The organism is Streptomyces sp. NPDC031670 (assembly GCF_055580545.1).
This window is the reverse complement of record NZ_JBVILC010000024.1, coordinates 18312-29424: the sequence shown is the minus strand read 5'-3', so window position 1 is coordinate 29424 and position 11113 is coordinate 18312. Positions and strand designations below refer to the sequence as shown.

The 11113-nt window shown below is 72.3% G+C and carries 14 protein-coding genes; 6 read left to right on the top strand and 8 right to left on the bottom strand.

Features of this window, described 5'->3' with window-relative positions; translation table 11 throughout:
• Window positions 1-118 precede the first annotated feature (118 nt).
• Window positions 119-610 (top strand): Gmad2 immunoglobulin-like domain-containing protein, encoded by a 492-nt coding sequence (locus ACZ5ID_RS31240; protein ID WP_468904573.1) that lies wholly within the window; start codon window positions 119-121, stop codon window positions 608-610.
• On the opposite strand, the gene ACZ5ID_RS31235 is transcribed toward ACZ5ID_RS31240, so the two are convergent.
• A complete protein-coding gene (locus ACZ5ID_RS31235) occupies window positions 605-1696 on the bottom strand; it encodes a YncE family protein (protein ID WP_468904571.1) in 1092 nt (363 codons plus the stop codon). The genes ACZ5ID_RS31240 and ACZ5ID_RS31235 overlap by 6 nt on opposite strands.
• A gap of 145 nt (window positions 1697-1841) precedes the next feature.
• On the opposite strand from ACZ5ID_RS31235, the gene ACZ5ID_RS31230 reads away from it, so the two are divergent.
• Window positions 1842-2753, top strand: coding sequence for a LysR family transcriptional regulator (locus ACZ5ID_RS31230; RefSeq protein ID WP_468904569.1), 912 nt, complete (start codon window positions 1842-1844; stop codon window positions 2751-2753).
• 23 nt (window positions 2754-2776) lie between these two features.
• On the opposite strand, the gene ACZ5ID_RS31225 is transcribed toward ACZ5ID_RS31230, so the two are convergent.
• The 3 genes from ACZ5ID_RS31225 to ACZ5ID_RS31215 form a co-directional block, all read right to left on the bottom strand.
• Window positions 2777-3643: an SDR family NAD(P)-dependent oxidoreductase gene (locus ACZ5ID_RS31225; RefSeq protein WP_468904567.1), complete on the bottom strand. Its 867-nt coding sequence runs from the start codon at window positions 3641-3643 to the stop codon at window positions 2777-2779.
• A gap of 215 nt (window positions 3644-3858) precedes the next feature.
• Window positions 3859-4854: an SMP-30/gluconolactonase/LRE family protein gene (locus tag ACZ5ID_RS31220; RefSeq protein ID WP_468904565.1), complete on the bottom strand. Its 996-nt coding sequence runs from the start codon at window positions 4852-4854 to the stop codon at window positions 3859-3861.
• 181 nt (window positions 4855-5035) lie between these two features.
• The gene (locus ACZ5ID_RS31215) at window positions 5036-5884 is read right to left on the bottom strand and encodes a class I SAM-dependent methyltransferase (RefSeq protein ID WP_468904563.1); all 849 of its coding nucleotides are present in this window, start codon (window positions 5882-5884) and stop codon (window positions 5036-5038) included.
• Window positions 5885-6021: 137 nt separating this feature from the next.
• Between ACZ5ID_RS31215 and ACZ5ID_RS31210 the strand changes: the two genes are divergently transcribed.
• Both ACZ5ID_RS31210 and ACZ5ID_RS31205 read left to right on the top strand, forming a co-directional pair.
• On the top strand, window positions 6022-6606 hold the full coding sequence (locus ACZ5ID_RS31210; protein WP_468904561.1) for a TetR/AcrR family transcriptional regulator: 585 nt from the start codon (window positions 6022-6024) through the stop codon (window positions 6604-6606).
• Between the two features lie 168 nt (window positions 6607-6774).
• Window positions 6775-7269, top strand: coding sequence for a hypothetical protein (locus tag ACZ5ID_RS31205; protein WP_468904558.1), 495 nt, complete (start codon window positions 6775-6777; stop codon window positions 7267-7269).
• A gap of 132 nt (window positions 7270-7401) precedes the next feature.
• Here ACZ5ID_RS31205 and ACZ5ID_RS31200 read toward each other — a convergent pair whose 3' ends face one another.
• Window positions 7402-7791 (bottom strand): ANTAR domain-containing protein, encoded by a 390-nt coding sequence (locus tag ACZ5ID_RS31200; RefSeq protein WP_468904555.1) that lies wholly within the window; start codon window positions 7789-7791, stop codon window positions 7402-7404.
• 140 nt (window positions 7792-7931) lie between these two features.
• Between ACZ5ID_RS31200 and ACZ5ID_RS31195 the strand changes: the two genes are divergently transcribed.
• Window positions 7932-8294, top strand: coding sequence for a MarR family transcriptional regulator (locus ACZ5ID_RS31195; RefSeq protein WP_468904553.1), 363 nt, complete (start codon window positions 7932-7934; stop codon window positions 8292-8294).
• A gap of 130 nt (window positions 8295-8424) precedes the next feature.
• Window positions 8425-9081: a maleylpyruvate isomerase N-terminal domain-containing protein gene (locus tag ACZ5ID_RS31190; protein WP_468904550.1), complete on the top strand. Its 657-nt coding sequence runs from the start codon at window positions 8425-8427 to the stop codon at window positions 9079-9081.
• Between the two features lie 21 nt (window positions 9082-9102).
• On the opposite strand, the gene ACZ5ID_RS31185 is transcribed toward ACZ5ID_RS31190, so the two are convergent.
• The 3 genes from ACZ5ID_RS31185 to ACZ5ID_RS31175 all read right to left on the bottom strand — a co-directional run bounded on the left by ACZ5ID_RS31185 (window position 9103) and on the right by ACZ5ID_RS31175 (window position 10908).
• Complete coding sequence (locus ACZ5ID_RS31185; RefSeq protein ID WP_468904548.1) at window positions 9103-9531, bottom strand: response regulator; 429 nt, start codon at window positions 9529-9531, stop codon at window positions 9103-9105.
• Window positions 9532-9785: 254 nt separating this feature from the next.
• Entirely contained in the window at window positions 9786-10649 is an 864-nt protein-coding gene (locus ACZ5ID_RS31180; RefSeq protein WP_468904718.1) for an ANTAR domain-containing protein, read from the bottom strand.
• Window positions 10650-10680: 31 nt separating this feature from the next.
• Complete coding sequence (locus ACZ5ID_RS31175) at window positions 10681-10908, bottom strand: DUF5133 domain-containing protein (protein ID WP_468904545.1); 228 nt, start codon at window positions 10906-10908, stop codon at window positions 10681-10683.
• Window positions 10909-11113: the final 205 nt, after the last annotated feature.

The following is an 11113-nucleotide window of genomic DNA, read 5'->3' as shown; positions in this document are numbered from 1 at the left end:
GGCGCGGCCGGTACGTCAGCGCGGCGCGGACGAAAAACGACCGAAGCCCGCGGTTGTCTTCCGTCGGCGCACCGCCCAAGCTGCCAGTGCCGGACAACTCATTCCCTGGGGAGGCTCCATGACCAACCGCGTGGACCAACCGCGCCCACTCGACCTGGTCGGCAACCCGATCCACGTCGGCGGCGTCGCCACCGGCTTCGAAGCCACTCTGGAGTACCGGATCAGCGACGGCCACCAGCAGGTGACCGGCACGTTCACCGCGGGCGGCGGCAGCGGTGAGCACGGCCAGTTCCACTTCACCGTCGATGTGGGCCACACCGCTTTCCAGGCCGACCGGCTGCTCGTCCAGGTCTTCGAGGCGAGGGCCCGGGACGGCGGCGAGATCAACGCCGTCACCGTCCCGGTCGTCTACGGGCCGCGCATCGTGCCCGATTACTACGGATACCGCGAGCACACGGTGGCCAAGGGCGAGACGCTGTCGGCGCTGGCCAAGTCGTACTACGGCAACGCCGCCCTCTATCCGCGCATCGTGCGGGCCAATCCGGCCCAGATCACCGACCCCGACAAGATCGTGCCGGGGCAGGTGCTCCGGATCCCAATCGGGTCATAGCCCCGGCCCGGTCCGGACGGCTTCCGGGCTCCCGGCCGCGCGCGGGATGTACGCCAGCCCGTGCGCGCCGGGCTCGCCCGTCTTGGCGATGTCCAGCCGGCCGAGCTCCTCCATCGTCCGAAGGTCCACGACGTGGACGGTGGAGGAGACCACGCACGACACGTACGCGAGCCGGCCGTCCGGCGACGAGGTGATGGTCAGGGGGAAGAGCCCCACCTCCACCGCGCCCAGCCGCTCGCGGGTGTCGGCGGAGACCACCGTGAGCAGGCCCGGAGCCTGGCGGCCGAGCCGGGACGCCGGGTCGGGTTCCGTCCGCAGCTCACCCACCAGCAGCAGGCCGGTCGAGGTGAGATGCACCGGCAGCACCACACCGTCCGTGCGCAGGGTGTCGACGACGGACGACGTGCGGGCGTCGATGACCGTGATCCCGGTGTCCGGCCGGTCACCGGTGTCCGAGAGGAAGGAACCGGCGTACGGGGAGGCCACGTAGACGTGGGAGCCGTCGGCGGACACCGCGAGCCCCTCACTGCCCGGCACCTCGACCTTCGCCGTGAGGACGCCCCGTTCGAGGTCGACGACCGAGACGAAGGGCGCCTCCTTGTTGGTGGCGTACCCCGTCCTGCCCTGGGGGTCGATGGCGAACCAGTGCGGACCGGGCGCGTCCGTGTCGATCCTGCCCAGGGGCCGACGGGTCTCGGTGTCGATCACCACGACTCCGCCGGGCCGGTCAGCCGAACCCTCCACGCTCACATAGAGGCGGTGGCGTGCCGCGTCCAACGCCAGCCCGTGCGGGCCGTGTTCGGGAGCGAGGTCGATCACCTCGACGACGCGGCGCGTGTCGGGGTCGATGACGGTCAGTTCGGTGCGCCGGCCGCCGTTCGCGTGGTAGTAGCCGGAGTCGTACGTGGTGGCACACCACAGCAGGCGCTGCGTCGGGTCGAAGCACAACTCGTGGGGCTCGGCGAGGACGTCGATGGTGTCCACGTGCCGGTCGGTGGCGGCGTCGAAGAACGAGACGGTGGGCCCGCTCTGGCTGACCACTGCCAGTAGATCGCCGGCGCGGCCGGGGCGGGGGGACTGGTGCACGGAAGGCTCCCTCGGAGGGTGGGCTGAACATCACGCGAGAGGTCTCGCGGACGTCTCCACTCTCGCCACGGGGAGCTCCGCGCACCATGCAAGAATGAGCACCACATTCTTGCCTCAGATGTAACAACGCAGCTCAGGAGCGGTATTGGACCTCAATCTGCTGCGTGTACTGGACGTCCTGCTCCAGGAGAACAGCGTGACCCGCGCCGCTGAGCGGCTCGGGACCTCGCCCGCCGCCGTCAGCCGTACGCTGGCCCGGCTGCGGCGCGCCGTCGGCGATCCCCTGCTGGTCCGGGCCGGGCAGGGCATGGTCCCGACCCCGCGCGCCCTGGAACTGCGCGACGAGGTGGGCGCGTTGCTGCGCGGCTGCGAGAACCTTCTGCGGCCCGGGGCGGGTTTCGAGGCCGCGCACCTCCATCGCACGTTCACCGTCCAGGCCACCGACCTGCTGATGGCGGGTCTGGCCGGGCCCCTGACCGACCGCGTCCGCGCCGAGGCCCCCCACGTGGACGTGGTCTTCCTGCCGGAGGCCATGGAGGGCGGCCCGGCCCTGCGCCAGGGCCTGGTCGACGTGGAACTCGGCGTCCTGGAACACCTCGACCCGGAGATCCGCACCCGGGCGCTGACCCGGATACCGCTGGTGGGTGTCGCCCGCGCCGGTCACCCCCTGTTCGACGGGCGCATCACCGCGCGCCGTTTCGCCGCGGCCGACCACATCGGCGTCTCCCGGCTGGGCAAACGCCTCGGCCCCATCGACAGCGCGCTCGCGGAGCTCGGGCTGCGCCGCCGTACGGCGGTCGTGGTGCCCAGCCATACGAGTGCGATGCTGCTCGCCCGGACCACCGACCTCGTCGCCCTCACCCTGGCCGACTGGCTCACCGACACCATCGCCGCGCTGGGGCTGCGCACCTTCTCCGTCCCTCTCGACCTGGCGCCCCTGGAGCTGGGCATGGCCTGGCACCCCCGCAACTCGGCGGACCCGGGCCACCGTTGGTTCCGCGCCCACCTGGCGGCGGTGGCGGACCCTGCCGGCGGGTGTTCGCTCCTCACGCCCTAGAAAGGCGCTTCCCGGAGTCGCGGTCAGTGGCCCGTGCCGCTTCCTGCGGGGATGGCGTGCTCGGCGGCACGGCTGACGTCCTCCCAGGCGGCCCAGGTGTCCATGCGCTTGCGTGAGATGTCGAAGGCGAGATCGTAGATCATGCTTCCCAGCAGCAGACGCAGCGGCGGTTCGTCGCTGTCCACGAGCTTGAGGAGCGCCTCGGCGGCCAGTTTCGGGTCGCTGTCGACCGACCCCTCGGCGAACTGCTTCTCCAACTCGGCGCGCAGCGGCCCGTATTCCTCTCTGGCGTCCGTGGTGTGCATGGCGGTGTAGAGGTCGGTCCAGTAGCCGCCGGGCTGCACGATGCTCACCTTGACCCCGAAACCGGCGGCCTCCATGGCCAGCGCTTCGCTCATCCCCTCCAGCGCGAACTTGCTGGCGCCGTAGAGCCCCGTACTGGGGAAGCCGGCGAGCGCGCCGATGCTGGAGATCTGGACGATGTGCCCGGAGCCCTGCTCGCGCAGGGTGGGCAGCACCGCCTGGCTCACCCACAGCGCGCCGAAGAAGTTGATGTCCATCTGGGCGCGGGCCTCGGCTTCGGTGAACTCCTCGATCATGCCCATCGACAGCATGCCCGCGTTGTTGACGACGATGTCGAGCCGCCCGAACCGGGCCACCGCGTCGGCCACGGCCGCGAAGACCGCGTCCCGGTCGGTCACGTCCGCGGTGAGCGGAAGGACCCGCCCCGGATGGGCGGAGGCCAGCTCCTCCAGCGGCCCGGCGGTGCGTGCCACGGCGGCCACGCGGTCACCCGCGGCCAGTGCGGCCTCGGCGAAGGCGCGGCCGAGGCCGCGGCTGGCGCCGGTGATGAACCAGACCCGGTCGGTCCCCTCGGCTGACGTACGCATATCCGGCGCTCCCCTCCTCGTGGCGAGACGTTGCGTCTCGCTTGATGCGCCCACTATGCCCCGCCCGGGCTCGCCGGTCAAGACGGAACGTCTCGTTTCCTCGCGGGTCTCTCCAGTGGGGAGGATCGCGCCGCTCGCCGCCGTACCGCCGTCCACCGACACCGACACCGACACCGACACCGACACCGACACCGAGGTCAACGGCAGGCGTGCGGTCAGTGCGTCGCGGACCCGCCGAGGTCGCACCAGGCCACGGCATCCTCACGGAGGCTGCCCAGGGCGAGCCGTCCCGCGTGCTCCGCCACGCCGGTCACCATCCGGTAGCCGCGCCCGCGCAGTTCACGCACGACCCTCCCGTACGCGTCCACCTCGGCCACCCGTGCGCCGCCGAGGGCGGGTGGAGGCGGCAGCCGGCGGGCCGCGGCGGCCACCGCGCGGCGCAGCCGGGGTCCGGTCCGGTGCAGTAGGTCCAGTGGGGGCATGGGCGGCCCGGCGAGCGCGACCCAGAAGCCGCCGCGGGGGCTGCGGGACATGTTGTCGGGGAAGCCGGGCAAATTCTCGGCCAGGGTGTCGTGGCGGCCGGACGCGGGGCCCGTCAGCCACAGCCGGGTCAGACGGCGCGCGCCGGTCTCCGCCACCGTCACGGACGACTCGTCGGGCGCGAGCGCCAGGCCGTTCGCGAACTGGAGCCCGTCGAGCAGCACTTCGGGCTCGCCCCCGGGTGCGAGCCGTGCCAGTACGCCGGTGGGCTCGTGCTCCACGATGTCGGACAGCCAGTCGTCGAGGCCGTGACGGCGGCTGGACACCGTGAAGTAGACCGTGCCGTCCGCCGCCGCGACGGCGTTGCTGCAGAAACGCAGCGACGCCCCCGCCACCGAGTCGGCCAGGACCTCGATACCCGCCCGGCGGCCGTCCGGATCGACGCGCAGCAGTCCGCGCTCCGCGTCACACACCAACAGCCGCCCGTCGGGCAGGACTTCGAGGCCCAGGGGGCGTCCGCCCGTCCGGGCGACCTCCACGACGTCCGGGGTACGCGCGGGCCCGCCCGGTCCGGGAAGGCCGATCCGCAGGACGCGCCCGTCCGCCACACCCGCCAGCAGCCGGCCGGAGGCGTCGAACACGACGTCCTCGGGCCCGGAGCCGGCCAGCTCGACGCGGTGCAACGGCGGCAAGGGGGTGCGGGCCGGACGCGCTGCGGTGGGACTCGGCATGACAGCCCTTCTCGTCGTCAATTGCGGGAACTCCCCGGAACCTTCTGGGATCTCCCGGGAACTTCCGGAACCTGGCGGGAACTTCCGGGGAGCCCGGGGGCTCCCCGAGCGGTCCCCGCCGTACGGGAACGGCCTTCCCTGGATTCCCGGCCCGGCCCGCCGAAAACACCCCGGGCCGGTTTCAGGCCGGGCGGTCCGCCGTGACCAGCCACGAGGTGCTGAGCAGCCGGACGGCGCCGTCCGCCGCCTCATGGGGCCGCAGCCACTCCTGCAGTGTCCTGCGGGCACCGGCCCCGGTCTCCTCGTCCACCTGCGCCATAAGGTGGCTGCCGGGTCCGGTGCCGAGCAGGAACTCCGCCGCGTCCGCGGCGCCGCTCCCCCACGTCCCGTACGCCTGGGCCCTGGTGACGGTGATGCGGGTGAACCCGGCCGCCGTGAGGACTTCGCGGATACGGTCCGGATCGGCCAGCGAGAACATGCCGGGCAGTCCAGGCCGGGCCAGATCACCGAGCGGCAGCAGACCGCGCAGGGCGAGCAGCGCCTCGACCCAGCCGTTGGCCCCGGCGTCCGCCGGACACACGAACGCCAGACGCCCGCCCGGCCGCAGCGCCCGCCCGATGTTGCCGAAGGCGGCCACGTGGTCGGCGAAGAACATCACGCCGTAGCGGCTGACGGCACAGTCGTGGGCGGCGGGCTCCAGGGGGTGGACCTGCGCGTCGCCCTGGATGAAGGAGACGTTGCGCAGGCCTTCGCGCTCCGCCCGGGCGCGGGCTTCGGCCAGCATCGGGCCGGACAGGTCGAGCCCGAGCGCGCGCCCCCGGGGAGCCCGGCGCGCGGCGAGGCGCGTGGTCTGGCCGGCCCCGCAGCCGATGTCGAGGACACGGCTCTGTGCGGTGAGCGCCGCGGCGTCGAGAAGCGGCTCGTCGAAGCCCTCGTTCACGGCGTTCCAGCGGTCCTGATGGCGTGCCCAGTGGGCGCCCTCGGGGCCGTTCCAGGCCTGCGCCTGCTCGGTGTTGACGACGTCCGGCATGGGTGCCTCCTGCGCGACGACAGAGAATGGGCGTACGCCCAAACAGTATGGGCGAGCGCCCATACTGACAACCCCGGCTAAGATCCGCGGAGCGGGGAAGACCCCCGCGATCACGGCAGCGAAACGGGAGAGGGCCCATGTCACCGCGCGGAGTGGCGACGCCGGACGTACGGGAGCGGCTGTTCGCGGCAGCCGAGCGGATCCTGGAGCGGGGCGGCCCCGGCGTGCTGACCAGCCGTGCCGTCACCACCGAGGCCGAGTGCGCCAAGGGGCTGCTGCACACGCACTTCGCGGGGCTCGACGAGTTCGTCGCGGAGCTCTGCCTCGACCGGTTCGCCCGTACCGCCGCCAGGGCCGAGGCCCTGTCGGGGCTCGTCGGAGAGGGCACGGTGGCGGAGAACCTCGGGGCGGTCGCCCTGGCGCTGCTCGACTCGGGCGGTCCGGCCGTCGCGGCTGCGGCCATGACGCGCCCGGCCGCCGCCCTGCGTGTCCGGGAGGCGCTGGAAGCGGGCGCGCCGGGCTTCGCCGCGATCGAGGACTCCATCGAGCGCTACCTCGTGGCCGAACGCCGGCGCGGACGGGTGGCGGCCACCGTCGACCCGCAGGCCGCGGCCCTGGCCGTGGTGGGCGCCGCCCACCATCTCCTGATGACGAGTTGGCCGGGCACCGCGGACCCCCGGGCCCGGATGATCCGGCTCGTGGCGGCTCTGGTCGGCGGGTAGCGGAGCGGCCGGGTCATCATCCGGGAGTCGGCCCGGTAAGCCGACGCGCGCGTCACCGGGGTCGTCCGGGGCCCCTGCGCCGGGAGGCACTTCACGCCCGCCCGTCCGAATCCGGTACGGTGCCTCGTTCAGCCCGTCAGCGTCCCCCAGCGCCGTCAGGAGACACCGTTGCACGCCCCAGCCGAGACCTCCCGGGTGCTGGTCACCCTGTACGAGACCGTCGCCGCCGCCGAGGAAGGGCAGGGGGGCGCGTTGTGGCGGCTGGCGGAAGAGGGCAGACAGCTCGACGCCAATCTGGTGCGGCTGCCGCCGGACGCGTCCGTGGCCGAGCACGTCGAATCCGAACTGGACGTGCTGCTGGTCGTGGTCGAGGGCACAGGCCGGCTCGACAACGGGGTGGAACCCCAGCCCCTGGCGCCCGGGACCGTGGCCTGGCTGCCGCGAACGGCCCGTCGCGCCCTGTCCGCCGGGCCGGACGGACTCGCGTATCTGTCCGTGCACCGGCGGCGCCCCGGGCTCAAGATCGGCGTCCGCACCGCCCAACTGGACGAAGGCGGCGAGGCGCCGTGTTCACTGGACCGCGTCTGCCCGGCGTGCGGGCGGATGGCAGCGGAGTCGGACGCACGCTACTGCGCCCGCTGCGGCGAGGAGCTGCCGAGGTAGGCGGCGCCGGCGGCTGATGGTCCCAACCTGTCCGGCGCCTACGTCCTCCGTACGAAGACAACGCCCTTACGAACTACCTCGTCCGCGCCGGTGAAAACATCGAATTCCCGATCGTCTCGTGCGGCACGGGAATCAGGGGCACCGGGGAAGACCGCCGTCGCGCCCGGAGTCCGTCGTCCGGACGTCGCCCAGCGGTCCCGCCGATCCGGCCCCGGCGGCGAGTTCGGCGACGGCCGCCGACAGCCGCTTGCGGATCTGTGGAGGCAGGGGGGCGCCTCCGGCGGAGTCCACCACCTGCTGGGCCACACGATGCAGCTTGATGTTGGTGTTCTGGGACGTCATGACCAGCGCGGCCCAGGCCTTTTCCGGGGTGATGGCGAAGACCGCCATGAGGACCCCCCGGGCCAGGTCGATCGTTCCCCGGCTCCGCATCGCCCGCCGCAACTGCCCGAGCTCCAGCCCCGGATCGGACTCGGCGGCCCCCGCGTCGACGGGCTCGGCCGAGTGTGACGGCTGCGCCATGGCCATCTCCCATGTCTCCAGGGTCCGCTGGGTCCATCCTCCGCGCCCAGATTCCCGCCCGGACGGGAGACACGTCAAGAGATACATGAAGTAGGATTCGCATGTTCCTATACATGAAGCTCAGGGCGTGCGATCCGCCCATGGGTGGAGTACCGGAAACGCACACAGGATGGACGTTCATCACCAGCCACGCGCGTGTGCTCGCGGTCATCGCCGAGAACCCGAACGCGCGGATACGTGACATCGCCGCGCACTGCAGACTCACGGAACGCGCCGTCCAGAAGATCATCGCCGATCTGGAACAGGCCGGATTCCTCTCCCACACACGCCAGGGACGCGGCAACACCTACCGGATCGAGCCGGGCAAGGTCCTGCGTCATCCGGCCGAGGCGGAGGCGGGCCTCACGGTCGCCTCGCTCCTGGCCCTGCTCGCCCAGGACGAGGAGAGGCGCGCCGAACTGCTCGCCGCCGGTGCGCGCACACGTATGGAAGGAAGCCGCTGACACGAGCCCCGCGGGGCGAATCCTGCCGCCGTTCCGAGGACGGATCCGGCATCGGCGGCGGCCCCGGCCCGGCCGTCACCACGCCGGAACGGGCTTGTTCGGCGTTCGGACACCGCATTACCGTGCCTCTGTGGACCACTTCGCGGACTCATGGACGGCTCTGCTCACGGCCGTCGCCGAACTGCCCGACCATGACTTCGAACGCCCCTCCGGCTGCGCCGGCTGGCTCGTGCGGGACCTCGTCTGCCATCTGATCGTCGACGCGCAGGACATCCTCATCACCCTCGCCACGCCCGCCGACACCGAACCGACCGCCGACGCCCTGACGTACTGGCACGTCGAGGACCACCCGCCGACCGGCGAGGACCCGCTCGACGCGCTGACCGTGCGGCTGGCCGCCGCCTACGAGGACCCGGGCCTGCTCAGGTTCCACCTCGACGACGTGGGCTCCGCGGCCGGACGCGCCGCCGCACTCGCGGCACCCTCGGCCCGGGTGAGCACGCGCGACCTGGTGCTCACCGTGGAGGACTATCTCGCCACGTACGTCATGGAGTCGACGCTGCACCATCTCGACCTCGTGGCGCACCTGCCGGAGGCCGCTGGGCCGCCCGCCGAGGGCCTGGCCCACTCCCGCGCGGCGCTGGATGCGATCGTCGGGGCGGCCTTCCCCGCCGGCCTCTGCGACCGTGACGCGCTCCTGGTGGGCACCGGCCGCCGGGCACCGACCGAAGCCGAGCGGGCCGAACTCGGCGCGCTGGCCGAGCGGCTGCCGTTCGTCCTGGGCTGACGGCGTGGAGCGGGCCAGCCCCTACGGCACGGCCGGTGAGCAGGCACGGGTGTAGAGGTCGGCGAGGGTCCGCACGTGACAGCACAGCCCCCAGGGGTCGAGGGGTTTGAGCAGCAGCCCGGCGGCGCCGAGTTCGAAGGCGAGCCGGGCGAGCCGGTTGTCGCGGCTGGTGCCGGTGACGAGCAGTACGGGCACATCGCGGGTCTGGTCGAGGCGGTGCAGGTAGGAGAGGGTCTGCAGACCGTCGATGTGCGGCATCACCACGTCCATCACGACCGCGGCGACGGGTTCGCGCAGCGCTGTCTTGAGTGCCTGTTCACCACTGGTGGCCAGCAGGACGGGCCGCCCCAGCGGCCTGAGGGCGTGCTCCAGGGCGAACAGATTGTCCTCGTGGTCGTCGACCAGCAGAAGAGCCTGTCCCCCTCCCGGCGGGGACGCGTTTTGGGGCATGCGGGACGACGAGAGCGGTACGGGCACAGAGGACTCCCACTGATCGGCAGTACGACGATGAGCGGGGTAGCCGCTTCCTGACCACTCCGAAACAGGAGCATATCGACTTCAACCGTGCCGAGGCCAATACTCCGGGCTTCTGGGCGGTGTGCCCACCGGCCGCCCGGAACTGCCCTATTCTGTGCGCCCGCAGGGACCGAAACCCACACGTGCCAGCACCTCGACCAGCCGCCCCCGCGACCCGCGGCGGCCGATCACACCTCCGGTTCCGCGCCCCCCGAGCGGCCCAGGGCGTGGAGGTACTCCAACGCGTCCAGGACGACGGTGTGTTCGTGCCAGGCGAGCCAGCTCCCCACCTGCCGGCCGGTGGCGGCGAGCGCCTTGGCCTGGACCGGGTGCAGGGCCTTCGTAGGGCGTTCGAGGTGGGCCGAGACGATTCCCAGACACGCGCCCGACGCGCTGACCAGCGGAACGCTGTGACAGGCGCGGCTGCCCGCGGCGAGGATGGTGTGACGCGCCTCCTCGGTGAACACCGCGTCGGTGGCGACGTCGTGCACGGTGGTCAGCTCGACGTTCTTGGCGGCTTTCGCACACGATGTGCCGTCCTCACCCACGAAGGCGAAGAACTCGACGAAGTGCGCGCTGTGGCCGGTGTGCTGCTCCAACCGCAGACCGCCCGCGGTCGGGTCGCTGATCTGGACGTTGCCCATGTCCGTGCCCGTGATGGCCAGGGTCTGCGACAGGAGCGCGCCGAGCACCGCGCCCCGGTTGACGTGGCCGGGGTCGTCGACGCCGACCATGTCCAGCCGGGGCGGCCTCCCGCGCACCCGTCCGGGGAACCACAGGTCGGCGGGGCCGTCAGGTCTCGGTGTACTCACCACCGCCCCGGCCAGGACGCGCAGCTTCACGTTGTACCGCTGCGAGGAGCGGCGCAGCAGCGTGAAGGCGCTGTCGGCGTCCGACAGCCGGTAGCGCTCCTGGAGGATGCCCTGGGCGTGGGAGATGAGCGGTCGGCTGCGGACCTGGGCCCGCAGGTCACGGACCTCCGCGCGCAGCCGCGCCGCCTCCTCGGCCGCACCCTCCGCCGCCCACCCGCCGGGCACCCCGCCTTCGGTCATCCGCTCCACGCTGTTCTCTTCCGGACTCCGCTCAAGCGCTCAGCACCGAGTCGTCGAAGGTCCGCGCACCGGGCAGCCGGTGGCGCGCGGCGATCACGGCGGTGTCCACATCCCGCGTACCGGTCGACACACAAAGGGTGTAGGAGACGTCCTCAAGGCGCCGACGGGTCGCGTCGGTGCCCTCGGCCGCGTTCAGCGCACTGAGCGCGTCGTACTCGGCGAGGAGATCGCGCAGCACTGCCGGGTGAGCCATCAGCATGAGGAATCCTCCACTTGAAACGGTCACGATACGTATCCGCTTGCCCCGGCTTCCCACTCGTACACACCTCCGCCACACTTCGTTCGATCAGGTGGGGGGAGGAAAGAAGGGAGGGGGGAGGGAGGGGAGGTTTCCCGAGGTGCGACCCCGTTGGGGCGGGGCACAACCGGGCCCAGGAACCGACGGCGCCGCGCGCCCGGCCGCG

What these genes read in the sequence shown, in the direction of transcription:
- ACZ5ID_RS31180 (WP_468904718.1), bottom strand. Translation starts at nt 10,649, where the DNA reads ATGACCGAAGGCGGGGTGCCCGGCGGGTGGGCGGCGGAGGGTGCGGCC.
- ACZ5ID_RS31215 (WP_468904563.1), bottom strand. Translation starts at nt 5,884, where the DNA reads ATGCCGGACGTCGTCAACACCGAGCAGGCGCAGGCCTGGAACGGCCCC.
- ACZ5ID_RS31210 (WP_468904561.1), top strand. Translation starts at nt 6,022, where the DNA reads ATGTCACCGCGCGGAGTGGCGACGCCGGACGTACGGGAGCGGCTGTTC.
- ACZ5ID_RS31195 (WP_468904553.1), top strand. Translation starts at nt 7,932, where the DNA reads ATGGGTGGAGTACCGGAAACGCACACAGGATGGACGTTCATCACCAGC.
- ACZ5ID_RS31175 (WP_468904545.1), bottom strand. Translation starts at nt 10,908, where the DNA reads ATGCTGATGGCTCACCCGGCAGTGCTGCGCGATCTCCTCGCCGAGTAC.
- ACZ5ID_RS31200 (WP_468904555.1), bottom strand. Translation starts at nt 7,791, where the DNA reads ATGGCGCAGCCGTCACACTCGGCCGAGCCCGTCGACGCGGGGGCCGCC.
- ACZ5ID_RS31220 (WP_468904565.1), bottom strand. Translation starts at nt 4,854, where the DNA reads ATGCCGAGTCCCACCGCAGCGCGTCCGGCCCGCACCCCCTTGCCGCCG.
- ACZ5ID_RS31185 (WP_468904548.1), bottom strand. Translation starts at nt 9,531, where the DNA reads ATGCCCCAAAACGCGTCCCCGCCGGGAGGGGGACAGGCTCTTCTGCTG.
- ACZ5ID_RS31225 (WP_468904567.1), bottom strand. Translation starts at nt 3,643, where the DNA reads ATGCGTACGTCAGCCGAGGGGACCGACCGGGTCTGGTTCATCACCGGC.
- ACZ5ID_RS31240 (WP_468904573.1), top strand. Translation starts at nt 119, where the DNA reads ATGACCAACCGCGTGGACCAACCGCGCCCACTCGACCTGGTCGGCAAC.